The sequence below is a fragment of the Methanolobus sp. genome, from assembly GCF_016278365.1.
Taxonomy (GTDB): Archaea; Halobacteriota; Methanosarcinia; order Methanosarcinales; family Methanosarcinaceae; genus Methanolobus.
Window position 1 is genome coordinate 16,873 of the sequence record NZ_JADQBZ010000002.1, and the last position, 25,311, is coordinate 42,183.

Sequence of the window (25,311 nt, forward strand, 5' to 3'; positions counted from 1 at the left end):
TCTCACCTCACGCATATTTCTCGAATCCCATGTCGTGGGCTATCTCGCGGAAGCAGTGTCTGCACAGGAAAATGTCATATTTCCTGACCAAGCCTTGCTTTCTGCCGCATCTCTTGCATTCGTTTGCGCCCTGTCCGAATTTCTTAGTGGTCTGAACCATTAAATGACCTCCACGGAATATTTCTCATTAAAGAAGGCGACCGTGTCATCCATTGTGATTCTGTGGGATGTTGGAACCTTGCTTTTTGCAATCTTTCTCTTGCTGATCCTGTAACCCGGACGCTTGACGACCACATTGATATCCATACCAAAGATTCCAATATTAGGATCGTACCTCATACCAGGGAAGTCAGTGTGCTCCTCTATACCGAAAGCAACGTTCCCGTTCTTGTCAAACTGAGTTGAACGGAGTTTGCCCTCGATTATCCCAAGTGCAGTGGTGAGGAACGCTTCAGCTCTTTCACTACGGAGAGTTACTTTGCATCCGATTGGTTCATTCTTCTTGATACTGAAAGCTGGCAGGGTCCTCTTGGAATAGGTCCTGATGACCTTTTGCCCGGTAATCTCTGCAAGTATCCCTTCTGCATACACAAGGTTCTGACCGCTTTCTCCAACACCCATATGAACAACGACCTTCTCAACTACGGGTGCTCTCATTACATTACTCAACTACTTCACCACCTAGCTTGATAGCAGGTTCTTTCTCGCCGATGACGACCACATAGTCCTCAATTGTCTCAAAGTCATAATCACCTGATATGAATACAGTGTTATGCCTGGAACTGCGGACTGCATTGATCTCCTTGATAGTACCAATGGAACCAGTGTGTTTACCACCAACGATCATCGCCAGGTTGCCTGCCTGATACTTGATATGTTGTACCACTTTTTTATCAGGGAGTGAGAGGATGATCGAATCCTTAGTGTTATAGTCATTTGATCCGATGATGTTTGAACCATCGTTGAGGTTCAACTGGATTACTCCGCCCTTAAGCACGGTCTTCCCATTGATCCTGCAAAGTTTATTGTCAGTGGATTCCTTGATCTTATGGAGTTCAAGTCTTCCCTTGCCATCCAGCAGTACGCGGTATGCCACATTTTCAACAGGCATGGATATTACATCCAGCAGCCCGACCGGGAATCTAAGATCCTTGCGGATGACCCCGTCAACAAGTACTTTGCCTTCTGAGAGCACACGTTTTGCCTCAGCGCGATTGTCAACTACACACAGCATATCTCTCAGGACTACAGCGAGAGGGATACTTTGCTGCTTGTTGTGTGGACCAGGCCTTGTTGCAGTGATCCACTTATTGGATTTCTTTGATATCTGCCAGCTGTTTGGAACAGATATTCTCTTTTGATGTTTGCCCACAGAACCACCTACTTTCTAATTACTGCTTCCCTGAGTTTATCCTTCATTTCCAGGGATGTGATCATTACATTCGAAGGATAGACAGGTCTTGCAACTTCAGTGCCATCCGCCTTGGACACACTGACCCCTTCGATCACGATAGTACCGTGCTTCAGGGAGACTGCTTCTACCTTTCCCGTAGTGTCGGCGTGGTCTCCACGCATGACCTTTACGGTGTCACCAACGATAACGCTTGCTGATCTGCAACCGTATTTCTCACGCAGTTCCTTTGAAAGGAGAGCACCCATGTATTTCTGTCTAATATGCTGAGGAGCGTTGTATCTTGCTTTCCTCTGTTTTCTTGGCTGATTTGATACCATATCTCACACCTCAGGCTACAATGGATGCTGTGGTTCCGATCTTTGGATACCTCTCTGCCGCTTCCCTGGCCACAGGACCCTTAAAGTCGGTTCCCTTGGGTACGCCGTCCTTATCAACTATAACAACGGCATTGTCCTCAAAGGCTACCCTAAGGCCGTCCGGGCGACGGAATTCCTGCTTCTGTCGAACTATAACAGCAAGGAGGATCTGCTTACGCATCTCAGGTGTACCCTTCTTTACGGATACGACACACATATCGCCAATGCCTGCCTTGGGATATCTGTTCTTGACACCCCTGTATTTTTTAACAGCTATTATCTCAACAACACGTGCGCCGCTATTGTCTACACACTCGATACGTGCTCCTTTGTTCAAAGCACGCGGGATAGTCGATCTGATACCCCTCATGCCTGAGCCTCCGCTTTTATGACAACATATGACTTTGTCTTACTTAACGGCCTGCATTCCGCGATCGTCACAATATCTCCTACTTTTGCATCAATGCAATCAGGATTGTGTGCATGGATCTTGGATTGCCTTTTCTCGTATCTTTGATATTTCTTGATAAGCATCTCGTGCTTGCGCTGGATGACCACAGTCCTGTCCATCTTGTTACTAACGACAGTCCCTACGAGGACCTGTCCGCGAACAGGAAGTTGTCCATGGAAAGGGCAATTAACGTCATTGCACTCCTTCTCCGGGGATGGGACATCCAATCCGATATCTTTTGCCATGATTATTACCTCATGCGAATTTTTTTTATGTTCTTTGTCCTGTTCTCAGGTTGTGAGACCAGAAGGTTCCCATCTATTTTTACATGCTTCACAGCATGTTCGCCCGATAACCGGGCAGGTATCCGAAACACAAAGGTCGTACCAGCTTTTGGAACCAGTTTCTTGCTGTCCGCCTTTGTCAGAATAATTATCATATTCTTCGTTTCGTCAACCACTTTACCGCTGATACTTATCAGCGAAGGGTTTGTGGCATCCACTACTTCAACAAATAATCCAATCAATTCATGGAATATTAGTTTGGAAGGAGTGATTTCCACTTCAGATCTCCGTCATTTCTCTCTGGATAGTCTTCACCCTTGCAATGGTCCTCCTGAGTTCCCCGATCCTGCCGGGGTTATCAGGAGCGCCACCTGCGGATGAGAGAGCACGTTCACGAATGAGCTCATCTCTCATCTTATCGAGTTCGTCCATCCTTTCCTGAGGAGACATGTCCCTTATTTCGTTTAATCGAAGAATCGCCATTACTTCTCCTCCTTATGAACACGTGCAATGGGGTGCCAGTAGTCATAGCCATCATGCTTGTGTTGCCAGACATCATCTGTAAGCCTGCGTTGTTCATTAACAACTTCTTCCAGTGCCACTGGCCCTTCATCGGAGGCTGCATTTCCTACATCTTCACCGCTCTCAGAAGTTTCATTTTCAGAAACTTCATTGGTCTCTGCCGGAGCAACGGGTTCGGTAGTTGCAGGTATTTCTTCCTCAACGGTCTCTTCCTCATCGGCGACCTCGCCTTTGGCCTCAGCGTCAACAAGCTCCTTAATGCCAGCTTTTGTATCTTTGCTGACAACTGCTGCTTCAACTTTGGGCTCTTCTACGATGTCCTTAAGATGGAAAGAGTCAGGCAATACTGCGCCCGGTGGGATGATTCTTACTTTACAGCCAAGGGTACCGAGTTTTTTGACAGCGACCGCAAAACCCTCATCGACAATATCATCGACAGGTTTCCCGGCGTGCTTGATGTAACCCTGAACGATCTTCTCGACCCTGGACCTTGCACCGGTAAGCTTTCCGGAGATAACGATCTCACAGCCCAGTGCGCCAGCATTCATGATAGCTCTGATCGTGTTGTGACCGGCTTTCCTGAAGTACCAGCCCCTCTCAATAGAGGAGGCAAGGCGTGTCGCCATCATCTGTGCATTAAGCTCAGGTCTTCTGACTTCCTGTGCATCGATCTGAGGATTGTCGATGTCATACATTCTGTCAATGTCACGGGTAAGCTTACGAATGACCTTACCGGCCTTACCGATGACCATGCCTGGCTTCTCAGCATAGATGGTGATCTGGGTACCCATTGGAGTACGGTTGAGCTCCATACCTCCGTAACCAGCCCTGTTGAGCTGTTTCGCGAAATATTCATCCATGGAGGCTTTTACGTAGCCTTCCTGGACAAACTTCTTCTCTATTGCCATTACCGCACCTCACTCAGAATAATCTCTATATTTACAGTGTCCGTATTTTTAGGACTGCCACGTCCACGGGCCCTGGCCATCATGCCGTGTATCACACGACCCTGCTTTGTGGCAATGTGTGAGAGATACATCTTACTTGAGTCCAGTCCTTTGTACTCGGCATTGCTCTTGGCATTTTCCAGGATCTTCATAAAAGCTTCTGCAGCCTTTATAGGATACCTGCCTGTTGCCATTGGACCCTTTCTGTGCCCTGTACCCACGTGGTGCCTCTTGAAAGGAACTGCCCTTTTGAGCCCTATTACTTCTTCGAGATACCTCTGTGCTACTTCAGTGCGCATGCCCTTTATAGCGTGCCCGAGTTCACGGGATTTCTTAGGTGATATGTGAAGCTCCGAACCCATTGCCCTTGAGGATGTTTTCGGTTCCAGTTCCACGGTATATCCAATTCTTGCCATACATTATCACCTTATTTCAACGGAACGAACTTACTTGAACGGGTTGACCCGACACCTGCACTTCCGTGAGAAACCTTTGGACGTGTTGGTGCAAACTCTCCGAACCTGTGTCCGATCATTTCAGGCTGCACTTCAAATGCCACAAAAGTCTTACCGTTGTACACTTCGAGATTTTTGCCAACCATATCAGGGAATATTATGATGTCCCTGTGGTGGGTACGCAAGCTGTCCTTACCGTCCTTGAGCTGTTGCATAACGTTCTTTTTGCCTTCTGAAAGTCCCCTGTTAAGCGTACGGCGCTCACGTGCCGGCAGCAATTCAGAGAATTCCTCACTACTCAGGGAGCGAAGTTCTTCAACCGTCTTGCCACGGTATGTATATTCACCCTTTCGTTTTGGTAATTTTGATAATGTTTTCTTTGCCATGATCTATTCCTCCGGTTAACGCTTTCCTGTCCTGCGTGCTGCGATCTGCCCGACCTTACGTCCTGGAGGTGCATTCCTGCTGACCGTGGTTGGTCTTCCCGGATGCTTTCTGTTACCTCCTCCAAAGGGGTGATCGATAACGTTCATGGCGACTCCACTTACGCGCGGATACTTTGCAGCCCTGGATTTCATCTTGTGGTATTTCTTACCAGCCTTCAGGAACGGCCTGTCTACCCTGCCGCCACCTGCGATGATACCGATAGTTGCACGGCATCGTGGGTTCACCCATTTCATCTCACCGGACGGCATCTGTACGACAGTCTTGCCACGCTCATGTGAGACAACAGTGGCGTAAGTTCCGGAAGCTCTTGCGAACTGTCCGCCGTCATTTGGCTTGCCCTCTACATTACATACAGGTATTCCTTCAGGGATCTCTGCCAGTGGCAGGATATTGCCTGGTTTTACCTCGGCAGATATACCGCACGCGATCTTGTCGCCAACTGCGATACCCTCTGGTGCAATGATCAGACGCTCTTCACCGTTATCAAAGGAAACTCTTACAACAGGTGCAGAGCGGGCTGGATCGTGAGTTACCTCAAGTACTACACCATACACCGTATCATTCTCATCTACACGGGGGTGTTTCATTGAAGCTTTATACCTGTGAGATGGAGCCCTGTAGGTGGGGCCTCCACGGCCTCTGTTCTGTGAAATTAGTCGCTTACCCATACTAGTTCACCTCACATTAAACCTATACGGTTAGCTATTTCGTGGGCAGCGTCTTTGCCTTCGAAAGTAACTATGGCCTTCTTCAGGCCGTTCATTGTGCTCATAGTACATACGGAAGCTACCGGGAAGCCATACATCTTCATTATCTCGGATTTGAGCTGATTCTTGTTTGCACGGGAATCAACGATAAACTGAAGCTTGTTGTCCTCCAGGAGCATCATTGCCTTTTCTGTAATAAAAGGATATTTGACTGATGTCATTGGAATAGTCCCTCCAGATCAGCTATTGCAGACTCAGTCCATACTGTAAGTCTGCCTGCATGAGTTCCGGGTGCAAGCGTCTCAGCGTTCAGAGAGGTAACTGCTACCACATCGACACCTGCAAGATTCCTTGCAGACTTGAAAACCGCTGAATCGCCAGAAGCTACGATCAGGATACTCTTCCTGTTCTTGTATCTTCTGCCACGAAGCTTTCCTCTGCCTGCCCTGATATTCCTGCCATCCTTTGCACGGAGAACATCAGTGTATATGCCTGCAGCCTGCAGGAAAGTGATAACCTCTTTTGTCTTCTCGATGTTCTCGAGTGCATCTTCAGCGACCAATGGAAGCTGTGCATCGAACTTGTGACCGCGTCCCTTGACAAGATCCTCATTGGCTGTTGATGCAATGGCTGAACGGATAGCCATAAGCCTTTCTTTCCTGTTGACCTTTTCAGTTCTGTCGGTCTCGGTCTTTGGTGGGTGTGCCCTCCTACCGCCGACAGCCTGAGGAACTCTTGCCGCACGGCTACCGTTGACTATTCTCGGGATCTGTGCAGCACCCCTGCCTGAACCCCATGACACTGCAGAGGTTCGCATACCTGCGTACAGTTTTGTACCATAGGGCTGCAGTCTGTTTGCCTGTGCTGCAACGACCGCTCTCTTGATCAGGTCGGGCCTGTATGTTTCACTGAATATAGCAGGCAGTTCCACATTGCCCTTTATATTACCAGATAAATCAATAATATTTGCTGTAACCATTCACTTCACCCCTGCAGGGACTGTGTACTTACGTGGAGAAGCTGTGGTTCACCCATCGCGGACACTTTTGCCCTTATAGGATCTCTGAGCCTTACAAGTCTCTTAGAAGGTCCGGGAATACTTCCCTTGATAAGGATATAATCTCCCCTCACAAGACCATAGTTTATGAAACCGCCTGCGGGATTGATCTCTTCACCATTCGTTGAGACTTTAAGGATACGTTTGTTAAAATCTGTCCTCTGGTGATAACCCATCTGACCCATCTGTGGTACTCTCCAGTTAACGCGAGCCGGACGGAAGGGACCAAGAGTACCGATTTGCCTCAGGCTTCCCTGACGGGAATGCTTGCCTTTCATCATACCGATACCCCATCTCTTCACAGGACCCTGTGTACCTTTACCGATGGTGATAGCTGCCACATCTATGAAGGTGCCGTTGTTAAAGACATCACTTATCTTTATCTCGCTGCCAAGTATTGACTTTGCGTATTCGAACCTTGCCCTGAGATCGGAGCCGCTTACTGCAGTTTCCATGATATCAGAGTTCTTCTTCGGAACACCGGTAAGGCTCTTTGGCAGAGTGTAAGTCACGACTTTAATATCAGAAACAGTGCCGTTTTCAATCAGGCTGCCAATCTTCTCGAGAGATGCATCAGTGTTAGAGGTCTTCGGTAAGTGCATAGTCTTGCCAAGGCTTGGGTCAAGGTCTGAACTCCATGCCTCTGCAACAGCTTTGCCACCGTAGCTATCACTGGCGTAAGCACGTATTGCAGCAACACGAACTGCAGGTGTTTCCACAACTGTGACAGGCACGGAGATTTCCATACCTTCAGTGAGGCTGTTCTTCACATCGTCCACCAATATCACATGGGTCATACCCACTTTATAGCCTGCGAAGTCCTGAAGCTTTGGCTCCCCTGCAGACTCCGGCCATGAATTGAACCTCGGTATGTGGCCTTTTGCTCTTTTGCGAGGACTGTAAGCGAGTGAACCTCGTCTTGGTCTGTGTCCTTTTGCCATTCTTATTCTCCTAGTTACACATTTTATACTAAATCAGGCAACACATTACTGTATAGCCAGAATGCAAAAAAGCCATCAAGTTCGCCAGAATCCACCGCTTACGGGGAGTCTGACCACTGTAAGAACTCCACGTACCTTAGATACGCATCCTTATAGTGGACTGCTGCCTTCCATTGTCTACTGAAAGACCTTAGCATACCCTTAAAGGGCAAACTCCGGATCATCTCGAAAAGATTTAAACACATCTGCACTTTGGCGCACTATATTGCGCGCGACGGGCATTCTTGAAGAGGCCCTGATACTTCATGTTAAATCCGACTTTTTCGCACTGTAATCTTAATCTTGTCAGATACTCTTCACTGTAATCTAACGTTGGGCCATTAAACGTATATTAAGTATTTAAATTCTTTGCATAGCACAGCATGGACTTTTCAAGACAAGTCAGAAAAGATTTCTCATTCCATAGTACAAAATATCAAGAAAAGTAATATGTAATAATTATAAGTAGACATATTGTAATACAGTCCAGCCATATAAAATGAACTAATAATTAAAAGTGGACATATGGAAGTTAAAAAAGCCGTCATACCGGTAGCGGGACTTGGAACAAGATTTCTTCCCGTTACAAAATCCATGCCAAAAGAAATGCTCCCTATAATTGACAAACCAGTCATACATTATGTAGTAGAGGAAGCGATTGCGTCGGGAATTGATGACATCATATTCATAACAGGCAGAAGTAAAAGATCTATTGAAGACTATTTTGATGATTCACCTGAACTTGAGCATCATCTCAAACAAAAGAACCAGCAAAATATGTTGAAGATCGTCCAGGATATTTCTTCCATGGTAGACTTTCACTATATCCGGCAGAAAGAACCAAAAGGTCTTGGTGATGCAATACTCACCGCCCGAAAACACATAAATGACGAGCCGTTCGCGGTACTGCTGGGCGATGACATAATAGTTAACAAGACACCATGCACCAAACAATTGATAGATAATTTCTACAAATACGGGCGTTCAACATTGGCAGTTGAAGAAGTGCCCCTGGAAAAAACCGGCAACTACGGAATAATAAAAGGCACTCCGCTGGACGATTCACTTTACATCCTTGAAGACATCGTAGAGAAACCCAGACCGGAGGATGCACCCTCAAATATCGGAGCCATTGGCAGATACGTTTTCACACCCGAGATACTTGATTGCATAAAAGAGACCGTAACAGGTGTCGGCAATGAGATACAGCTTACTGACGGGATACGCCTTCTGAACAATACACAGAAGATATATGCCTACAAGTTCACAGGGAAAAGATACGATACCGGAGACAAGACCGAATACGTAAAAGCAATTATAGACTTTGCTCTGAACAACGAAGATATGAAAGAGCAGATAAAAGAGCATCTTGCAGGCATACACATTTAAAATGCAGAAAAAAGAAGAGGGCAGATAAGCACTACCAACACTATACCTGAGACCTGCCCACTTCAAATGCCCTGACATTGATGTCAATGGTCTTTGGTGGGACAAGTTCCCTGACACATTCCAGCATTGAATCAACAGACATTGGCAGGTAATTTGAGACTGCGCCCACCATGACAACATTCATAGATTGCGGATGTCCTGCCTCTTTTGCAAGCTCATTTGCATTGAAGGCTTTTACTTCCCGATTTTCCCTTAAGATCGAGACAATATCATCGACATCAGGGTAAGTACAAAGTCCTGAAGTTACAGTTACCGGAAGTATCGGGTCGGTGTTCACTATGATCACTCCATCCTCTGAAAGATATTCCAGATACCTCAGTGCCTCGCTTGGTTCAAGAGCAAGCAGCACATCGGCGCTTTTCAGAGGGATCATTGAACCAAGTTCACATCCTAGTCTTATATGGTTAACCACAGAACCGCCACGTTGTGCCATTCCATGAGTTTCTGCTGCACGTACAGACAGGTTCTCCTTTACGGCAGCCTTGCCTATAATATCAGATGCAAGGATGGCACCCTGTCCGCCCACACCGGCAATGATAAGGTCAAATTGGGATATTCCTGGAGCACTCATTTCTTCACCTCCGAGATAGAATCGAACTTGCACATGCGGGAACATACTCCGCAGCCAGCACACATGCTATTGATAGAAGCCTTTTTGGCCTTAACGTCAAATTCAATTGCAGGACAACCAAGCCTTACACATATCTTGCACCCGGTACATTTTCCAGCATCGATGATAAATGGTTTCCTGCGAATACCCGAACGTTTTGCATCGATAACACAAAGCTGCTTCGTGATTACAACAGAAGTTCCATTGTAACTTTTTGCCCTCTTAAACACCTCTTCAGTCTGTTCAAGGTCATAAGCATCAACAACTTCGACAAATTCAGCGCCAAGTCCCCTGCAAAGCGCTTCCAGGGAAACCTCCACAGTATCCTCACCTGTGGCAGTTTTACCCATACCGGGATTCGGCTGGTGGCCGGTCATTGCAGTGGTGCGGTTGTCCACGATAGTAACCGTGATGTCAGCTTTATTATAGATAGCATTGAGGAGACCGTTCATTCCGGTGTGGAAAAATGTGGAGTCCCCAATTGAGCAGCAGATAGGTTTTTTCTCACCGGCCTGATACATCCCGCTTGCAACTGTTATACTTCCGCCCATGCAGAGGGTCGTGTCAACAGTTCCACTCTGGATACCCAGAGTATAGCAGCCAATGTCGCTTGGGAAGATTGCGTCTTTACCATATACTTTTTTCATAGCATGGAAAGTTGCCCTGTGAGAACATCCCGGACACATAACAGGCGGGCGCATCGGAAGGTCAATTCTGCAGATATTATAATCGAAATCCTCACCGGCATCAATCGGAACAGCAGTTCTTTCAAGTCCCAGGACTTCTGCAAGGACATCTGCACATATATCAGTGTTCAATTCAAATATTCTTGGAACAGGACCCTGCATTTTACCGATGATCTCAACACTCAAGCCTGCCTGCTGCGCTATTATCCTCACCTGCTCCTCGACAACAGGCTCCATTTCCTCGAAAACGAGTACTTGGTCCACATTCTCCAACATGGTCCGTATCTGGTTCTCAGGAACAGGATAGATCCCAATCTTTAGGAGTGATGCATTTATGCCCAGTTTGAGGAGTGCTTCTTTTGCATAGACAGATGCAATTCCTGATGCAATGACGCCAAACTTTGCGTCCTCACAGATATCCAGCTCGTTCCAGGGAGAGTTCTCAAGCTCCCTGAGAATATCCTTTTGCAACTCAAGCAAATGAATGTGGCGTAGACGAGCATTTTTAGGGATCATGACCCATCTTTCAAGTTCTTTCCGGAAATCTGCCACCGGCTTGTCTGGAGTTACATTTCCGAGTACCACATCGGATTTCCCGTGTGATATGCGTGTTGTAGGCCTGAAAATAACGGGCATCTGCATCTTGCCGGACAATTCGGATGCATAGGACATCATGTCTTTTGCTTCCTGAGGTGTTGATGGGTCCAGACATGGAATAAGCGCGAATTGCGAGTACCTGCGGGTATCCTGCTCGTTCTGCGACGAATGGCATGAAGGGTCGTCCGCAACGATGATGATCATACTACCCTTGATACCTGTGTATGCAAGAGTCATCAGCGGGTCTGCTGCTACATTAAGCCCCACATGTTTCATGGTGACGACAGAACGCACACCCGCCATGGCGGCGCCTGCAGCTACCTCAAAAGCGACCTTCTCATTCACCGACCATTCGACATAGAAATTCCTTTCCTTCATTGAAGCAAGGGTGCCGATTATCTCGGAGGAGGGTGTGCCTGGGTAACCGGATATTACCTGCGCTCCACTTTCCACTATACCGCGCGCTATCGCATCATTTCCCAGCATATACTCGCGTTTTATCATGAGAATCTCCTGCTAGCCCTAACTTAATGATTATTAATAAACATATCCGAAGGAGCGGTGGAGACTATCAGTTAAGTGAGTGGATTTAAGCTTAAAAATGTCGTACTCATAGTTCTTTACCTTAATAATTGCTTACTACAAACTGCTTTATTCAAAATGAGTCGAGTTCTGCATGAAAGCAAGTTTGTGCCTTAATGGAATAATATATAACCATATTAATAGAACTTAGTGAAAATAAGCAGATAGTAAAAAAGTATTTATCTTACTTAAATGTAGTACTTATTAAAGTAGATTCTGTCGCTTGGAAATGAGAACAATAACATTTCATTATTTGTTTTTGTTACTCACACTTAGTTGGCTAGATTTACCATATGCAAACTTTCGTGGAGGTACGATACTAAATGAAAAATATTAGAGACAGAATACAAACCAATGTATTCATAAAAGCAATTGTGGCGTTAACTCTATTGTCACTGTCCCTTGGGATTTCTGCGGCGGCCCCTATGACCTTTTTCGGTGAAGACACTGGGCTAGGAGAAGGTACTCCCCTAACAAGCCACCCTAATGCTGATGAGGCTCGTGACAATTTCCTAGCGCATCTTGTAAACCCTGGTGTAGAAGACCTAGAGAGCTTTAGTCATGGAACATCTGCACCACTATCAGTTAACTTTGGAGTGGCAGGAACGGCGACATTGCAAGGCACAGGCTCTGTCTATGAAGGTGCGACCAACGTTGGACGATATCCTATTTCAGGAAGCAAATACTGGGAAGCGAGTTCCGATTTCTATCTAGAGTTCACAGATCCACAGGTTGCATTTGGTTTTTATGGGATTGATGTCGGAGACTATAATGGGCAGCTTACCATTACTTACGAAGATGGAACCAGTGAGACTCTTACTGTTCCTCATAAAACAAACACTATGGGCGGGACTGTAATTTACTTTGGTTTCATTGATGTGGATCATCCTTTCGTAAAAGTGACATTTGGAAATACTGCATCAGGAACTGACTATTTTGGATTTGATGACTTCACTATAGGTACTATAGGACAGGTTATTATCGAAGACCCTACAAATATACCAGAGTTCCCAACTGTTGCGCTTCCGATGATTGCAATCATTGGTCTTGCACTCTTCTTCCAGCGCAGAAAGGAATGAAGATAAAAGACGGGATTTAAAGTAGAGGATTTAATCCTCTTACTTTTCTATTTTCTAGTCCTTCTCACTAAAAGCCCAATACGATCATCTAATTTATTCCGACCGCTGCCCGTATCTACATGAACAGCATCAAGAGGAGTAAAATAACCACCATGCAGGATAGCATGCGATGCGATAGCACTTCGGTTTTACAGGATCTATGATATCGGACTGGAAATATATCTCGACTGGCTTGAAAAGGAGCTTGCCAACAGTTTCCCCACTGCAAGGACAAGTTTCCTGCGTGTCAAGCCCACAGCTATCATAATGGATGCACCTCCCCTCCAGATAAGGATGGGGCAGTCCATTGTGGAAAAAGACGGCAGGACTTTTAATTTCAGCGTATTTGCCCGCATATTTGACATAGGGGTCATCAGCCTGTGTTTTATATATGAAAGGCCGGAGTATGATTTTGCGCTCCTGGAGGAAACTGCGCTTCTTTTTGCAGAACAGGAAGGACTTTCGGATCTGTTCCTGTCACATCTCAATGCACTTGCGGATATGCTCAAACCCCACAGCAGAGGATTTGCGTTAAGCCCGGATTTCTTTGAGGATTACACCATATACATGATGGACTGGATGGACGGCTCCATAGACCCGATACCCTTGCTTGCAGTGGAAAAAAGAGATTGTCCCCCCCATATGAAAGAAGAGATCTTCAAAGATTCATAAAGTTATACTAAAGAGGATGTTGCCATCCTATCCTAGGGCTCGGCCCGCTATGCAATCCGGAGAGTCCCACCGATCTTTTCGACCTCATCGAGTTTGCAAATGTACAGGTTTTCGAACTGCGCTACTATGACAGGGAATTGAGCCGCCAGATAGGAAAGATGTATGAAGACATCGTGATTGCCGACAACCTTCCTCCATTAAGAAGGAGACAGAAGTACCGAACCATCATGATGCAATTGATGCAGAATAATGCCGAGCTGTCCGAAGTTACCGAAAAGGTAAACAATCTGATCAAGGTCACCGAGGATATCTACTATGCCAGGGGATATGCATCGGTCTTAAGAAAACTGCGAAGCAATCAGTGGAGTGAAAGTGTCAGTCATAAGATAGAAGTGATCAGGGATAATTATTCCATGCTCTCTGAAGAGGTCCGCACCCAACACTCCAATTATCTGGAATGGATAGTCATAGCCCTCATATCTCTTGAGGTCATCATGGCAGTAGTGGAAAGGCTTTTGTGAATGACTTAATGTTCAAACAACAGTAAAATGCATCAAAATGCAAATACCAACCCATCATAAATAAACTTCATGCTCACTATACCGATGCAAACCAGCACGAATATCCTGAACTTTTCCTGTAGCACCTTTGATATAATTCTTCTCCCGATGAATGAACCCGCAATCGCCACTATAAAAAGGACCGGGATAAAATAATAATACTCTTGGGAGAGATACCCGCTTGCGAGATAGACAGGTATCCGGGACATATCCACAGCCAGCGAGATTGCAGCAGCTGTGGAGATATAGACCGATTTCTCAAGGCCATAGGAGGTCAGGAAAGAGCCTCTAAGCGCACCGCCCGTACCTATCAGCCCGGCGAAAAAGCCGGAAATGCTGCCGCCAACCAAGGTGTTCCTTCCTGTTGGTTGCACGGCCAGACCGGGATGGGAGATTGAAAACACGACATAGATAATGAAGAAAAGACCAAGTATCAGTTTCAGAAGGTGCTGTGGCACATAATCTACAAGCAATGCACCAATGATTGTAAATATGACACTTGGGAGACCGAACCTGAGCAACATCCCTTTATCAAAACCATGCCTGAAGAAGGCGATCCTGCCAATGTTACCTGACATATGGAATATCGCTACTAATATTAGTGCGGTCCTGAAGTCGAAGAAGAGCAAAGCTATGGGAAGAAAGATCGTAGAAGAGCCGAAACCTGCCATGGTCCCGACTATCTCTGAAAATAATGCAGCAATGAAAAAGAGGATATCCGGGTCTGGCATTTACAACATATTTGTTAGCAGATAGTAAAAAGATTATGTAAAGGCTCCTGAAAGTTCTCATCATGTGGCTGGGTTCGGGCAGAAAGCAAAGTACATCGACAAATATATGTGTAAAGAATTATTTGCATTAGGTTATATTGTAGTTGCGAGAAACAAATTCCAATCTTCTTTTACAAACTTATCCGGATGATTATTCATGGTTACAGATATCGAAGCTAAAGTGATGCAGGCAAAAAGGGCATCTATAATAATTGCAAGTGTTGACACGGCGACAAAGAACGCTGCCCTTGAAGCTATGGCAAAGGCACTGGATGAGAACCGCCAGGCCATCTTGGAAGCGAACGTAAGGGATGTTGAACTTGCAGATAAGCTCAAAAGAAAAGGAGAGCTTCCCCAGGCGCTTGTGGACAGGCTGAAGGTCAATGACAGCAAGATCACCGGAATGATAAGCGGGATAAGAGATGTTATTAAGCTGGATGACCCTGTGGGTGAGACCATCAGCGCCCTTGAGCTTGACAAGGAACTTGAGCTCTACCAGGTAAGTTGTCCCATAGGACTTATCGGCGTGATATTTGAGGCGCGTCCTGACGTAGTGCCACAGGTTATGTCTTTGTGCCTCAAAAGCGGGAACTCCACCATTTTCAAGGGCGGGAGCGAAGCATCCAATTCCAATCGCGTAATATTCGAGATACTTGTGGAGGCAGCACAGTCTATTGAAGGAATGCCAGAGGGTGCTTTCCAGTTAATAGAAACAAGGGAGGAAGTAAAGGACCTTTTGAGCATGGATGCATACATCGACCTATTGATTCCCAGAGGCTCCAATGCTTTCGTGAAATTCATCCAGGATAACACAAGGATACCAGTCCTGGGGCATGCAGATGGCATATGCCACGCGTATGTTGATAGCAATGCGGACCTTGGTAAAGCCTACAGTGTCTGCTTAGACTCCAAGGTGCAGTACCCTGCAGTCTGTAACGCCATCGAGACATTGCTGGTCCATGAAAATGTGGTTGAGAAGTTCCTGCCCGCAATGGCACAGATGTTTGACAGTGCAGGAGTAGAAATGCGATGTGATGGGAAGTCCTATGCTATTCTTGAGCACATCGAGTTTCTCAAGAGCATAGTCCGGGCTACGGAAGAGGACTGGTCGACAGAATACAACGATCTCATCATTTCCATTAAGGTCGTAAGTTCCATCGAAGAGGCCATTGATCATATAAACACATATGGTTCTCATCATACTGATGCCATCATCACAGAGAACCTTTACAATAGAAGATTATTCAAGGACCTTGTAGATTCTTCAAGTATAATGGTTAATGCTTCCACCAGATTTGCCGATGGATTCCGTTACGGAAAAGGCGCAGAAGTAGGCATCAGTACGAACAAGGTCCATGCAAGGGGGCCCGTAGGAATGGAAGGGCTGCTGATATACAAATATATACTCCTTGGTAAGGGCGACAAAGTGGCAGACTATGTAGGTCCTGATGCCCGTGAGTTCACTCACAAAAAGCTGGACAAGAACATCTCGGAAATAATGGATATAGAATGAGTTCATAAAAGGTGCGCATACCCCTTATCCCTTTACTACAGAGGCATTGATCGTGATCAATAGGAAAGAGCTCTTTAGCATTCTTAACAAGATAGTGGTGAAGATAGGCACGTCTTCCATCAGCACCGAGGATGGAAACCTCAATCACCGGTTAATGGACGACATGGCTTCCCAGGTTGCTACATTGCATGCACAGGGCAAACAGGTCATCCTGGTAAGTTCAGGCGCCATCGGCATAGGCATCGATATCCTTGGCCTTGACTGTCGCCCCCGGGAAATACCCATCCGGCAGGCCTGTGCAGCAGTAGGGCAGAGTGTACTTATGCAGGAGTGGAGTAATTCTTTTGCCAGGCACAATCTTAAGGTGGCCCAGATACTCCTTACATACGAATCATTTTCGAACCGGCTAACCTACCTCAACCTGAGGAACAGCATTTCCACGCTGCTCAGCTACGGAGTTATTCCCATTATCAATGAGAACGATACTGTATGCGTCAATGAGATAGAAGCCACCTTCGGGGACAATGACAAACTTTCAGCGATGGTAGCAAGCAAAACAGAAGCAGATCTGTTGATAATACTTTCCGACATCGATGGCCTGTACGATAAGAATCCCAAGCGTAACCATGATGCACAGATGATAAGTGTCATTGAGGAAATCACACCTGAAGTGGAGAGCTATGGGGGCAACCCTACCAGCATGAAAGGTGTCGGCGGGATGCGTACAAAGATAAAGGCAGCCAAGATATGCCATATGGCGGGCTGCAATATGATAATTGCAAACAGCAGCACTGAGGATGTTGTCAGAAGAGTGCTTGCAGGGGAAGATATCGGCACCTTGTTCCTTGCAAACCAGGAAGTGCACAAGAACAGGATACGCTGGATAATACTCTCAAAATCATCAGGCTCGGTGGATGTCGATGAAGGTGCAAGGGATGCCATAATGGGCAGCATGAGCCTGCTTCCATCAGGTGTCATCAATGTCAATGGCACCTTTGACAGAGGTGACATCATAGAGATCAAATGCAATGGAGAAGTATTCTCAAAAGGTATAACTGACTATACATCCGACGAACTGGAAAAGATCAAGGGAAAGCATACCAACCTGATAGCGGACATTCTTGGCTATAAGAACTATAACAATGTTGTCAAAAAAGAGAACATCGGACTGTTCAATCATTCGGAAAAGTAGTGATATCTTCCGAAGATTCCCACTCGACTTCCAGCAGATGCCTGAATATAGTCACAAACTCTTTCCCGTTGGACCATAAGGCGGTCAGATCCTCTTTGCTCCCTGCGACTTCTTTTATATCGATTAGAACTTCACTGGAGTCAACAACGATGATACCGCCTTTTGAAGGCAACTCCTCGCCTTTTCTTGAGTATAACTTTACATGAGCCCCGGGAAGAGCCTTTGCAATGTGACAGGCCTTTTCAAGATCATAAGATATTAACCTAACAATAATCCCGGAATTGATTTTCTCAAGCAAAGTATCAAGCATTACACAAGTGTTCTTTTCAGCCATTCTGGGAGTCGTCCCGGGTACTTCCCTGTTGAAAGGATGCGGAGCAGTCAAAAAGAGTTCTTTTCTTGCACCACTTACTATCTGCATCATCTTTTCTGTTACATGCCGATAGCCGTTTATTGTCCATATGGACTCGTCATTGCCATTAGAATCAACAGACTCATAAATCTCCTCAAGCTGAAGGAGCGCATTGCCGGATTCGAGGTCAAAATCCGTTTTCAGTCTTTCAATAGCAATCTTGGGAGGAACGCATTTATATTCCATAGGCTTGGTATTCCGGACTTCGATTATGCCCTTTTCGTCCAGTTTTTTCAGCGCGCCATAGACAGCGGACCGGGGAATGCCGGAAAGCTCATGCACATCAGCAACAGTACTGCTGCCCTTCTTAGTGAGAGCTACAAACACTTTCGCCTCATAAGCAGTCAATCCTAGATTGCGCAGAGAATCGATAAGATATACCATATCAGTAAACCGAATTAAAGAATTGCATTAGAGTATTGTGTTCCATAGTAGGCCCGGAGGAAATAAGGGAGTTTATCCCTTATTCTTAAAGAACCTGCCGTAAGCGAAATATCCGGCCACGGCCACAAGTGCGATGGCTATGATCGCAAATATCCATGTGTTCCCGGAGAGTCCGTCAAAAACAGACCTTGCAGGCAATGTATGGGTCCGGATCTTGAGCGTGTCAGATATCCGGCTGTGTCCATCGCTATCCTCATACCTGATCTCACTGTTGATGGCATAATCCTTTGGCACAGCAGATTCATCTACTTTTAATTTGAATAGCGCATTTGCAGTTTCCCCGGGTGCAATAGAGCCAAGGAAAGCCTGATCGTCAGTAGTACTGAAAGGAGTATCAGCACTTATCCGGACTATCGCATCCTTCACAGATTCCTCCCCACTGTTCCTGAACGTCACGTAAAGGAGGTTCTCCTGATTGGCGTATAGGTCGCCTTCAACTTCCACGACCTCAAAGCGGGCTTCGTCCTTTACAATAATATTCACAGTCTGGTTCTGATGCCCTACAGCATACCACAGACCAACTTCCATATTGGTTATCCCAAGGTCGGTCTCATCATCACCACTAATCTGCACATTCTCCTGGTAACCATAGAACATGTCAAGTGTAAGCGGATAAGTGCCAGAAGGTGCATTATTTGAAATCTCTATGTTGAACTTTACCGGATTCTCAGCCTGCTGGCCACTGGGCAGTGTTCCGGCTTCCTGAGGACCGGACTTAACTCTGATATAAGAGTTGGTGGAATTGAGCATAGTGACTATACCAATAGCAGTAGTTCTCTGTGATTCATAACCCATTTCACTCTGCTGTATCTTCTGCTCAAGAGTTGTCAGCGAATTTGATCTTGTTTCTGACTTGAAGCCTGTCACAACACCTTTGTTCATGAGTTCCAGATTAATAGTTACTTCATCTCCGCGGGAGAACTCATTGCTTCCAATGAATGTTGCACTCACGTCAGGTCCGCCGTATACCGTATAATAATTCTCGTCGAAATTGAAGAAATCAGGCATCCTGATGTCCATTACAGACATCTGTGCATTTACGGGCACTGCCGCCTGCATGAATATCAATGTCAATATGATTATCGAAGTTATTCTTTTCAAGTGTTCCAGATTGGGCATGTATTTTCCTCCGATCCTAACTCATGTTTATCCTTTGCGATTCTTTTTAAGAGATTTGATTACAAGTACAACACACATGATCAGTATGCCTGCCAGAGCCATCCTTGTGATATTGAATTGCCTCTCAGGGGACTGCATCCTGACATTGGCCTTCATATTTCCGGAATAAGCAAGGTTATCATCCGTATCACGATATTTTATTTCTGTGTCAAGAGCATATGTTTTATCAAGTGCCTGCCCATCCGAGGAGATGCTAAATGAAACCGTCCTGCTCTCACCGGGCATTATTGTGCCAAGAGAATGAACGGAGCTGTCCACTGAGAGGGGTTTCATCAATATCACTCTGGCAACCGCGTCTGTTGCAGGAAAATCGCCTACATTAGCATAGGTGATATTGACAGTAGTTTCTCTGCCAGCTACAAGCCCACCGGAAACAGCCATGACTTCAAATTTTGCAGCTGGCTTTACAATTACCGGAATATAAAGCGTCTTATTCACAGGAGTATAGTATTTCACGTGATCAAGGTCGGGAAGGCCCAAGGTTACTGCCTTGCCACCTGTCATTCTGACATCACTCTGATATTCATAGCTTATAGGCATCTCCAACATGTAAACTCCAGCCGGTGCATTATTGGATACAGTAACTGTATACACCAGTGGATTTTCTGGCAACGTGCCCGGATATAATGGGTCTTTCAGCGTCTGGCTACTGGTTGCAGAATCTACCATGATATATTCCGTACCTGAGACAAGGCCTGTCTTTATCCCATAGGCAGTCGTCCGGAGCTTTTCATATTCCAGTTCCTGCAAAGATTGTGCATGATCTGAATTGGATGTGCCAACATTGGTGATACTTTTGACACCGTAGAATATGCCCCTGTTAGAAAGGACAATTTCCAGGTTAGCAGTTTCTCCCCTTTCAAGCTCGGTATCACCTAACACGGAAACTGATATGTCGGGTTCACCGTAGCTTCGGTAGTAGTTTGTAGTAAGTTCATAAGCAGGAGGTATGAATTCCTTTGCTGCTGACACTGACATCATAGGGATCACTGCAGCCATAAGGATACAGAGCCCAGCAGCTACAAGACTAAACCTCCTTAGAAGCATTTTATCATTTATACTCATCAGAACGCTGCCTCCATGGGCGCTGTTTTTCCATCAGAACCAACAATGTGCAAAGCATGCTTATCCTTCCCCTGTTTCCTGTTCTCACGGTGCTTGTCAAGCAGCACTATAACTGCCGGGAATACAATGAAAGAAGCAAGCAGTGCCAGGATGACATTTAAGACAGTTATAAAACCGAAATTACTTGTCATGCTGAAGGGTGAAGCTATCAGGGCCGAGAATCCAAAAACCGTTGTAAGACCGGAAGTAACAATAGCTTTTCCTATCTTAACACTTGACTCCTTCATTGCTTCTTCCGGAGAGGCTCCTTTTTCCCTTTCCTCAAAGTATCTCTCCATCATGAGCACCGCATACTCCGAACCGACACCGAGGATGAGGGCCCCCAGTGTGGCGGTCATAGGAGTGTATTCTATTCCCAGATAGTACATCAGTCCGCCAGACCAGCCAATGACCATGAACATAGTGATTACCGGGGTCAAGGCCTTCAGGTAGTCACGGTATATCACAAGAAGCCCTGCAAAGACCAGCACAAGCCCAAGCAGTGTCATCATCATACGCCCGGAAGTAAGTGCGGAGATGACCGTAAAGAACACCACAGAACTACCTGTTATTGTGACACTGGTGCCTGGTGGAGGTGGCATCCATCCGATGTCCTCTTCGACTATATGCGTAAGGTCTTTGATGCCTTCCAGTCCGAGTTCTCCCATCGCATTACCAATGCCCAGGTTCAGGACCAGCATATTATTTCCATGCAGATATCTCTCCCTCTGGACTTCCGGTATCTGCATGTACAATTCTTTGATATCCTGGGAATTATCGGGTATTGTCCCTTCATTCATGGACTTGACAGTATCGGCGATACTGGATGAACTGTATATATGGCCCCGGTTATCAACCTCATGGGATGAAAAATGGTCTATCCACTCCAGCAGTCGGGGGTCAGCATTATTGTCCGTTTTTATAATTAGATTGAGTTCCTCATCTCCTCCCAGAATCTCACCCAGGTGGACCAGATCAATAAGTGCAGGCATATCCTGAGGAACGAATGTCTGAACATCAGTCTGTATCGGAACCTGTGCGTCAAAATACAGACCGCCAAGACAAAGGAAACCTGCAATCCCAATCACAATTAAAGGATGGCGCATAGAGATAACGGCCGCCTTTTCCAGCAGCTTTTCTATCAGATCAGGCTTATGCACCTCATTTCCGCGTTTCTTCTTTGCATCCGGGAGTGACTTTTTCCTGAAAGAGAGTTTTGTGAAAAGAGGATGTTGTGAAACTTCATGAAAGCCATAAAGAATTGTCACGCCCACGAACAGGGAAGCAATAAAGCACATAATGATTCCTATAAGCAGCAGTTTCCCAAAGTCCTGCACCATAGGAACGGAAGAAGTGAAAAGCGATACAAACCCAAGTGCAGTGATTATAAGTGCAATCAAAACTGCAGGTCCCGTGTGCTTAACTGTCTCGATCACAGCATTAGCAGCAGAGTGGTTACGTTCGAATTCCTCTTCGATACGGTTATGGAACTGTATCGCATAGTCAATCCCAAGACCTATGAGTACAGGAAAGGCTGCCATTGAGACCATCGTCATAGGAATATCCAGATAACCCATTGCCCCAAAAGTGAAAATAATACCCAGCAAGACCACCGGAAGAGGGAGAAGTCTCCAGCGCACATGCTTGAAGACGACATACAGTACCAGTACCATCAGAAGTACTGAAATTACAAGCAGTGTACCCATACTGGAATTCATCTCGTTGTTCATCGCATTGTTGAAAGCCACATCCCCTGTAACAATTACCTTATAGCCCGGAGGGAATTCGGCGAACCTGATAGCAGCTTTTGTTTCACGAAGAATCTCTTCCTGCGTGCTGTCTGAAGTGGTCCCGCTGAACACAACAGAGATAACCGCGTGAGTCCTGTCAGGCATTATATATGAAGGCATATCGGAAGCAATGAGCGAATCGAGAGTCTCGGCATCGTCAGGGATTATCCTGGTGCCTGTATTGCGGTAATTGGCTTCCTTGATTACCTGAGATGGGGACGTTACCTCCAGTACACCCGGGATATTCCGGGCAACCTGGTGTATACGGTCCATTGCCTGGAGAGCAGCAGGATTTGTGACGTCATCACCTTCTAAAAGGATGACTATCGACCCTGTGCTAAAGAGATTGAGATAGAGGTGGTCAAAGTCCTGATACAGTGTGGAGGTCTTTTCGACAAAGGTATCTGTACCTGACCTCATCTCTATGAACTGGGCACCCTGGAATGAAATAATGATGCATAAGAGGGCAATGAGAATAATAGGGATGGTGTTATCTTCAATAAACTGGCCAAGCCTCTCAAAGAAGTTCTTTATATATAATGCCTCCGCGATTTTTCGTCAGGTTTGAACATATATCTTATCGGGCATAGATAAGATTAATTCTATAAATAGTTTATCAAAACGAGAGAATTTGTTGTTATTATAATAACAACACATCAATGTTAATAAAAACCGAAATGTAAGGATAGAAAATTGAAACTTACCGGATTTCAGCTAAATTTGACTACTGGATATGCAAAACTTGATATCAGAAAAAAAGAACTAACTCTCAAATGGATACGATAATGGATGTGGAAATTGAAGTTCTCAGCAGAGTCAAACCTTCCCCGGGGGAGAGAAAGAGGCTCCTTCTGGTAGTAGAAGAACTTCTTCAGAAAGTGGATTCCACTGCGACTACACTCGGAATTCAAGACATCCGGGCAAAACTTGTGGGTTCCGCCGCCAGAGGAACATGGACTTCCGGGACCCATGATCTGGATATCTTTATTCCTTTCCCGGTACATACTACAAGGGAAGAGCTGGAAAAGCACGGCCTGATGATAGCAAGGGAAATAGCAAAGGATGCGGACAGATTCGAAGAGCGCTATGCTGAACACCCTTATCTTAATATGAAGTACAAAGGATTCGATGTTGATGTAGTTCCCTGTTTTGCGGTGGACTGCGCCTCGAACATAAAATCTGCTGTTGACAGAACACCCTTTCACAATAAGTTCATCAAAAAGCACATCAGAGGAATCGAAGATGAAGTTCTCAAGCTTAAGCAGTTCATGAAAGGTACCGGCGTCTACGGTTCAGAACTGCGAACCCAGGGCTTTTCCGGATACCTCACGGAACTGCTGATCATCCGTTATGGTTCTTTCAGAGAGGTCATATCCAATGCATGCAACTGGAAACCGGGAATTATTATCGACCTCCGGGAACATGGTTCTGTGGAACATAAGGAACCACTTGTAGTAGTTGATCCAACCGACCCCAAAAGAAATGTGGCTGCAGCCCTTTCTGTAGAAAAGTTTGCCATTTTCATTGACATGTGCTGTTCCTATTTGGAGGAGTCTACCCCCGAGTTCTTCTTCCCTGTGCCCGAGAAACCCCTTACTGATCAGGAAATGCTGGAAATGATATCCGAAAGGAAAAGCTCCTTTATTGCAATTATTTTCAGGAAGCCGGATGTTGTTGATGATGTTCTTTATCCACAGCTGGACAAAATGGAAGCCAGTGTACGAGCGCTACTTGAACAGCATGATTTTATTATATTGAACAGCGGCAGATGGGCAGGAAAGGAAGCTATAGTTATACTAGAATTGAGCTCTGCAAGGTTACCCTATGTCAAGAAGCATCGGGGTCCGCCAGTATGGGAACGGAAGCATGCACAGAGCTTCATATCAAAGTATAAGGGTTCAGAGGAAGCTTTCGCTTTTTACATAGAGGACGGAAACTATGTTGCGGACATTAGAAGGAAGTACTCGGCAGCAAAAGTCCTCCTTGACGAGAGACTGGCAACCTGCTCCATGGGAAAGCAACTTACACAGGCCGTGAAAGAAGGATATATGGTGCTGGAGAACGAAGATATCTGCAACATAAAAGAGGAGGATTTCAGGAGATTCCTGAGGAAATGGAAAACTGACTGAAGCATACTGATCCCACATGCATTTTTAGTTTCATTTACATAAATCAGATGAGGCCTTCAAGCCTCTTCTGGTAAAAGAAATACTGCTGTGCATAACCACAGTATTCTCCGAAATACATGCGTCCCCAATCCCCGATTTTGCTCTTTGTGGCAGTGCCGTTGAAGAATTCATGGTCGCCGTAGTAATGCCTGACGACCTTCTCGACGTGGGTGTCCACTGGAAAAGCTTCCATTTTATCAAATGCAAAGAGCAGGATGCAGTCGGCGACTTTCTCACCTATACCTTCCAGAAACATCAGGCGCTGTTTTGCTTCTTTATAGCCAATTGTGAAAAGATCATCCAGCACCAGATTCCCATCAACCACATGCTTTGCAGCTTTAACTATGCGATTTGACCTGAATCCCAGTTTGCAGTCCCTCAGTTCACCGTCACATAGATCTGCAAGGGCTTCTGGTTCAGGAAAACTGAAAAGTCCTTCCTCTAATTCCTCCCCGTAGGTGCTGCTCAGCATAGATATTCCTCTTTTGATGTTGGGGATGCTCCAGGCAGTGGCAAGCATATAGGATATCAGGCATTCCCACGGGTCCTGCCTTATAAGCCGAAGTCCCCTGTATTTCCTTATAGCCTCATCCATGAAACTATCCTTATTGACCTGGCGCAGGATGTCATCAAGGTCATCATCGAAACGAAAGTAATTTCCCATGTATGCTTCTGAGAGGGACGAATCCACAAGCACTTCGTTACTCCCAGGGTCTTGTTGCAAGCGGACGATGTTGCCATTAACAACACCCACCCACCATGAACCTAATTTGTTCCACCTGAAGGCCTGTCCACAGTCAAGAGTGTAGTCCAGGTTGAAGTCCTCGCAGAAAAGCTTGTACATA

30 protein-coding genes are annotated in these 25,311 nt (G+C 45.8%); 7 read left to right on the top strand and 23 right to left on the bottom strand.

Annotation, left to right across the window (positions count from 1 at the left end):
- Positions 1-7: 7 nt before the first annotated feature.
- The 15 genes from QZZ22_RS00140 to rpl3p are packed head-to-tail and all read right to left on the bottom strand — an operon-like array spanning position 8 to position 7,581.
- Positions 8-160 (bottom strand): 30S ribosomal protein S14, encoded by a 153-nt coding sequence (locus tag QZZ22_RS00140; protein ID WP_292461435.1) that lies wholly within the window; start codon positions 158-160, stop codon positions 8-10.
- The gene (locus QZZ22_RS00145) at positions 160-657 is read right to left on the bottom strand and encodes a 50S ribosomal protein L5 (protein WP_292462153.1); all 498 of its coding nucleotides are present in this window, start codon (positions 655-657) and stop codon (positions 160-162) included. The genes QZZ22_RS00140 and QZZ22_RS00145 overlap by 1 nt, the downstream gene beginning before the upstream one ends.
- 4 nt (positions 658-661) lie before the next feature.
- Positions 662-1,372, bottom strand: a complete 711-nt coding sequence (locus QZZ22_RS00150) for a 30S ribosomal protein S4e (RefSeq protein WP_292461437.1) — start codon at positions 1,370-1,372, stop codon at positions 662-664.
- A gap of 8 nt (positions 1,373-1,380) precedes the next feature.
- A complete protein-coding gene (gene rplX / locus QZZ22_RS00155; RefSeq protein WP_292461438.1) occupies positions 1,381-1,731 on the bottom strand; it encodes a 50S ribosomal protein L24 in 351 nt (116 codons plus the stop codon).
- Positions 1,732-1,741: 10 nt separating this feature from the next.
- Positions 1,742-2,140, bottom strand: coding sequence for a 50S ribosomal protein L14 (locus QZZ22_RS00160; protein ID WP_292461440.1), 399 nt, complete (start codon positions 2,138-2,140; stop codon positions 1,742-1,744).
- Complete coding sequence (locus tag QZZ22_RS00165) at positions 2,137-2,466, bottom strand: 30S ribosomal protein S17 (RefSeq protein ID WP_292461441.1); 330 nt, start codon at positions 2,464-2,466, stop codon at positions 2,137-2,139. The genes QZZ22_RS00160 and QZZ22_RS00165 overlap by 4 nt, the downstream gene beginning before the upstream one ends.
- Positions 2,467-2,471: 5 nt before the next feature.
- A complete protein-coding gene (locus QZZ22_RS00170) occupies positions 2,472-2,783 on the bottom strand; it encodes a ribonuclease P protein component 1 (RefSeq protein ID WP_292461443.1) in 312 nt (103 codons plus the stop codon).
- A gap of 1 nt (position 2,784) precedes the next feature.
- Positions 2,785-2,988 carry a 50S ribosomal protein L29 gene (gene rpmC, locus QZZ22_RS00175; RefSeq protein ID WP_292461445.1) on the bottom strand — a complete coding sequence of 68 codons (204 nt, stop codon included), beginning with the start codon at positions 2,986-2,988 and terminating at the stop codon, positions 2,785-2,787.
- A complete protein-coding gene (locus QZZ22_RS00180; protein WP_292461447.1) occupies positions 2,988-3,935 on the bottom strand; it encodes a 30S ribosomal protein S3 in 948 nt (315 codons plus the stop codon). The genes rpmC and QZZ22_RS00180 overlap by 1 nt, the downstream gene beginning before the upstream one ends.
- Positions 3,935-4,390 carry a 50S ribosomal protein L22 gene (locus tag QZZ22_RS00185; protein ID WP_292461449.1) on the bottom strand — a complete coding sequence of 152 codons (456 nt, stop codon included), beginning with the start codon at positions 4,388-4,390 and terminating at the stop codon, positions 3,935-3,937. The genes QZZ22_RS00180 and QZZ22_RS00185 overlap by 1 nt, the downstream gene beginning before the upstream one ends.
- 11 nt (positions 4,391-4,401) lie before the next feature.
- Positions 4,402-4,815 carry a 30S ribosomal protein S19 gene (locus QZZ22_RS00190; RefSeq protein WP_292461451.1) on the bottom strand — a complete coding sequence of 138 codons (414 nt, stop codon included), beginning with the start codon at positions 4,813-4,815 and terminating at the stop codon, positions 4,402-4,404.
- A gap of 15 nt (positions 4,816-4,830) precedes the next feature.
- Positions 4,831-5,544 (bottom strand): 50S ribosomal protein L2, encoded by a 714-nt coding sequence (locus QZZ22_RS00195; protein ID WP_292461452.1) that lies wholly within the window; start codon positions 5,542-5,544, stop codon positions 4,831-4,833.
- 11 nt (positions 5,545-5,555) lie between these two features.
- Complete coding sequence (locus tag QZZ22_RS00200; protein WP_292461454.1) at positions 5,556-5,804, bottom strand: 50S ribosomal protein L23; 249 nt, start codon at positions 5,802-5,804, stop codon at positions 5,556-5,558.
- On the bottom strand, positions 5,801-6,562 hold the full coding sequence (gene rpl4p / locus QZZ22_RS00205; RefSeq protein ID WP_292461456.1) for a 50S ribosomal protein L4: 762 nt from the start codon (positions 6,560-6,562) through the stop codon (positions 5,801-5,803). Before rpl4p ends, QZZ22_RS00200 begins: the two co-directional genes overlap by 4 nt.
- A gap of 5 nt (positions 6,563-6,567) precedes the next feature.
- Positions 6,568-7,581, bottom strand: coding sequence for a 50S ribosomal protein L3 (gene rpl3p / locus QZZ22_RS00210; protein ID WP_292461458.1), 1,014 nt, complete (start codon positions 7,579-7,581; stop codon positions 6,568-6,570).
- Positions 7,582-8,145: 564 nt separating this feature from the next.
- Between rpl3p and galU the strand changes: the two genes are divergently transcribed.
- Complete coding sequence (gene galU, locus QZZ22_RS00215) at positions 8,146-9,009, top strand: UTP--glucose-1-phosphate uridylyltransferase GalU (protein WP_292461460.1); 864 nt, start codon at positions 8,146-8,148, stop codon at positions 9,007-9,009.
- A gap of 40 nt (positions 9,010-9,049) precedes the next feature.
- Here the strand turns inward: galU and QZZ22_RS00220 are convergent, their stop codons facing one another.
- Positions 9,050-9,640 carry an indolepyruvate oxidoreductase subunit beta gene (locus QZZ22_RS00220; RefSeq protein ID WP_292461462.1) on the bottom strand — a complete coding sequence of 197 codons (591 nt, stop codon included), beginning with the start codon at positions 9,638-9,640 and terminating at the stop codon, positions 9,050-9,052.
- Complete coding sequence (iorA, locus tag QZZ22_RS00225; protein ID WP_292461464.1) at positions 9,637-11,466, bottom strand: indolepyruvate ferredoxin oxidoreductase subunit alpha; 1,830 nt, start codon at positions 11,464-11,466, stop codon at positions 9,637-9,639. Before iorA ends, QZZ22_RS00220 begins: the two co-directional genes overlap by 4 nt.
- A 452-nt stretch (positions 11,467-11,918) precedes the next feature.
- Between iorA and QZZ22_RS00230 the strand changes: the two genes are divergently transcribed.
- The 3 genes from QZZ22_RS00230 to QZZ22_RS00240 all read left to right on the top strand — a co-directional run bounded on the left by QZZ22_RS00230 (position 11,919) and on the right by QZZ22_RS00240 (position 13,855).
- Positions 11,919-12,623, top strand: a complete 705-nt coding sequence (locus QZZ22_RS00230) for a PEF-CTERM sorting domain-containing protein (RefSeq protein ID WP_292461466.1) — start codon at positions 11,919-11,921, stop codon at positions 12,621-12,623.
- A 306-nt stretch (positions 12,624-12,929) separates the two neighbouring features.
- Complete coding sequence (locus QZZ22_RS00235; protein ID WP_292461468.1) at positions 12,930-13,334, top strand: hypothetical protein; 405 nt, start codon at positions 12,930-12,932, stop codon at positions 13,332-13,334.
- 137 nt (positions 13,335-13,471) lie between these two features.
- A complete protein-coding gene (locus QZZ22_RS00240) occupies positions 13,472-13,855 on the top strand; it encodes a hypothetical protein (RefSeq protein ID WP_292461470.1) in 384 nt (127 codons plus the stop codon).
- Between the two features lie 32 nt (positions 13,856-13,887).
- Here QZZ22_RS00240 and QZZ22_RS00245 read toward each other — a convergent pair whose 3' ends face one another.
- The gene (locus QZZ22_RS00245; RefSeq protein ID WP_292461472.1) at positions 13,888-14,625 is read right to left on the bottom strand and encodes a sulfite exporter TauE/SafE family protein; all 738 of its coding nucleotides are present in this window, start codon (positions 14,623-14,625) and stop codon (positions 13,888-13,890) included.
- A 196-nt stretch (positions 14,626-14,821) separates the two neighbouring features.
- Here QZZ22_RS00245 and QZZ22_RS00250 point away from each other — a divergent pair, with 196 nt between their 5' ends.
- On the top strand, positions 14,822-16,177 hold the full coding sequence (locus QZZ22_RS00250; protein ID WP_292461474.1) for a glutamate-5-semialdehyde dehydrogenase: 1,356 nt from the start codon (positions 14,822-14,824) through the stop codon (positions 16,175-16,177).
- 52 nt (positions 16,178-16,229) lie between these two features.
- Entirely contained in the window at positions 16,230-17,369 is a 1,140-nt protein-coding gene (gene proB, locus QZZ22_RS00255; protein ID WP_292461476.1) for a glutamate 5-kinase, read from the top strand.
- On the opposite strand, the gene QZZ22_RS00260 is transcribed toward proB, so the two are convergent.
- The 4 genes from QZZ22_RS00260 to QZZ22_RS00275 all read right to left on the bottom strand — a co-directional run bounded on the left by QZZ22_RS00260 (position 17,350) and on the right by QZZ22_RS00275 (position 22,775).
- On the bottom strand, positions 17,350-18,165 hold the full coding sequence (locus QZZ22_RS00260; RefSeq protein WP_292461477.1) for a helix-turn-helix domain-containing protein: 816 nt from the start codon (positions 18,163-18,165) through the stop codon (positions 17,350-17,352). The two genes, proB and QZZ22_RS00260, sit on opposite strands and share 20 nt — an antisense overlap.
- A gap of 72 nt (positions 18,166-18,237) precedes the next feature.
- Complete coding sequence (locus QZZ22_RS00265) at positions 18,238-19,344, bottom strand: hypothetical protein (protein WP_292461478.1); 1,107 nt, start codon at positions 19,342-19,344, stop codon at positions 18,238-18,240.
- 27 nt (positions 19,345-19,371) lie between these two features.
- On the bottom strand, positions 19,372-20,469 hold the full coding sequence (locus tag QZZ22_RS00270) for a hypothetical protein (RefSeq protein WP_292461479.1): 1,098 nt from the start codon (positions 20,467-20,469) through the stop codon (positions 19,372-19,374).
- A complete protein-coding gene (locus QZZ22_RS00275; RefSeq protein ID WP_292462154.1) occupies positions 20,469-22,775 on the bottom strand; it encodes an RND family transporter in 2,307 nt (768 codons plus the stop codon). The genes QZZ22_RS00270 and QZZ22_RS00275 overlap by 1 nt, the downstream gene beginning before the upstream one ends.
- A gap of 296 nt (positions 22,776-23,071) precedes the next feature.
- On the opposite strand from QZZ22_RS00275, the gene cca reads away from it, so the two are divergent.
- Positions 23,072-24,427 (top strand): CCA tRNA nucleotidyltransferase, encoded by a 1,356-nt coding sequence (cca, locus tag QZZ22_RS00280; RefSeq protein WP_292461481.1) that lies wholly within the window; start codon positions 23,072-23,074, stop codon positions 24,425-24,427.
- Between the two features lie 43 nt (positions 24,428-24,470).
- Here cca and QZZ22_RS00285 read toward each other — a convergent pair whose 3' ends face one another.
- The gene (locus QZZ22_RS00285) at positions 24,471-25,310 is read right to left on the bottom strand and encodes a DNA glycosylase (RefSeq protein WP_292461483.1); all 840 of its coding nucleotides are present in this window, start codon (positions 25,308-25,310) and stop codon (positions 24,471-24,473) included.
- Between the last annotated feature and the right edge of the window lies 1 nt (position 25,311).

What these genes read in the sequence shown, in the direction of transcription:
- QZZ22_RS00140 (WP_292461435.1), bottom strand. Translation starts at nt 160, where the DNA reads ATGGTTCAGACCACTAAGAAATTCGGACAGGGCGCAAACGAATGCAAG.
- QZZ22_RS00145 (WP_292462153.1), bottom strand. Translation starts at nt 657, where the DNA reads ATGAGAGCACCCGTAGTTGAGAAGGTCGTTGTTCATATGGGTGTTGGA.
- rplX (WP_292461438.1), bottom strand. Translation starts at nt 1,731, where the DNA reads ATGGTATCAAATCAGCCAAGAAAACAGAGGAAAGCAAGATACAACGCT.
- QZZ22_RS00160 (WP_292461440.1), bottom strand. Translation starts at nt 2,140, where the DNA reads ATGAGGGGTATCAGATCGACTATCCCGCGTGCTTTGAACAAAGGAGCA.
- QZZ22_RS00165 (WP_292461441.1), bottom strand. Translation starts at nt 2,466, where the DNA reads ATGGCAAAAGATATCGGATTGGATGTCCCATCCCCGGAGAAGGAGTGC.
- rpmC (WP_292461445.1), bottom strand. Translation starts at nt 2,988, where the DNA reads ATGGCGATTCTTCGATTAAACGAAATAAGGGACATGTCTCCTCAGGAA.
- QZZ22_RS00180 (WP_292461447.1), bottom strand. Translation starts at nt 3,935, where the DNA reads ATGGCAATAGAGAAGAAGTTTGTCCAGGAAGGCTACGTAAAAGCCTCC.
- QZZ22_RS00185 (WP_292461449.1), bottom strand. Translation starts at nt 4,390, where the DNA reads ATGGCAAGAATTGGATATACCGTGGAACTGGAACCGAAAACATCCTCA.
- QZZ22_RS00190 (WP_292461451.1), bottom strand. Translation starts at nt 4,815, where the DNA reads ATGGCAAAGAAAACATTATCAAAATTACCAAAACGAAAGGGTGAATAT.
- QZZ22_RS00195 (WP_292461452.1), bottom strand. Translation starts at nt 5,544, where the DNA reads ATGGGTAAGCGACTAATTTCACAGAACAGAGGCCGTGGAGGCCCCACC.
- QZZ22_RS00200 (WP_292461454.1), bottom strand. Translation starts at nt 5,804, where the DNA reads ATGACATCAGTCAAATATCCTTTTATTACAGAAAAGGCAATGATGCTC.
- rpl4p (WP_292461456.1), bottom strand. Translation starts at nt 6,562, where the DNA reads ATGGTTACAGCAAATATTATTGATTTATCTGGTAATATAAAGGGCAAT.
- rpl3p (WP_292461458.1), bottom strand. Translation starts at nt 7,581, where the DNA reads ATGGCAAAAGGACACAGACCAAGACGAGGTTCACTCGCTTACAGTCCT.
- galU (WP_292461460.1), top strand. Translation starts at nt 8,146, where the DNA reads ATGGAAGTTAAAAAAGCCGTCATACCGGTAGCGGGACTTGGAACAAGA.
- QZZ22_RS00220 (WP_292461462.1), bottom strand. Translation starts at nt 9,640, where the DNA reads ATGAGTGCTCCAGGAATATCCCAATTTGACCTTATCATTGCCGGTGTG.
- iorA (WP_292461464.1), bottom strand. Translation starts at nt 11,466, where the DNA reads ATGATAAAACGCGAGTATATGCTGGGAAATGATGCGATAGCGCGCGGT.
- QZZ22_RS00235 (WP_292461468.1), top strand. Translation starts at nt 12,930, where the DNA reads ATGGATGCACCTCCCCTCCAGATAAGGATGGGGCAGTCCATTGTGGAA.
- QZZ22_RS00245 (WP_292461472.1), bottom strand. Translation starts at nt 14,625, where the DNA reads ATGCCAGACCCGGATATCCTCTTTTTCATTGCTGCATTATTTTCAGAG.
- QZZ22_RS00250 (WP_292461474.1), top strand. Translation starts at nt 14,822, where the DNA reads ATGGTTACAGATATCGAAGCTAAAGTGATGCAGGCAAAAAGGGCATCT.
- QZZ22_RS00260 (WP_292461477.1), bottom strand. Translation starts at nt 18,165, where the DNA reads ATGGTATATCTTATCGATTCTCTGCGCAATCTAGGATTGACTGCTTAT.
- QZZ22_RS00265 (WP_292461478.1), bottom strand. Translation starts at nt 19,344, where the DNA reads ATGCCCAATCTGGAACACTTGAAAAGAATAACTTCGATAATCATATTG.
- QZZ22_RS00270 (WP_292461479.1), bottom strand. Translation starts at nt 20,469, where the DNA reads ATGAGTATAAATGATAAAATGCTTCTAAGGAGGTTTAGTCTTGTAGCT.
- cca (WP_292461481.1), top strand. Translation starts at nt 23,072, where the DNA reads ATGGATACGATAATGGATGTGGAAATTGAAGTTCTCAGCAGAGTCAAA.
- QZZ22_RS00285 (WP_292461483.1), bottom strand. Translation starts at nt 25,310, where the DNA reads ATGTACAAGCTTTTCTGCGAGGACTTCAACCTGGACTACACTCTTGAC.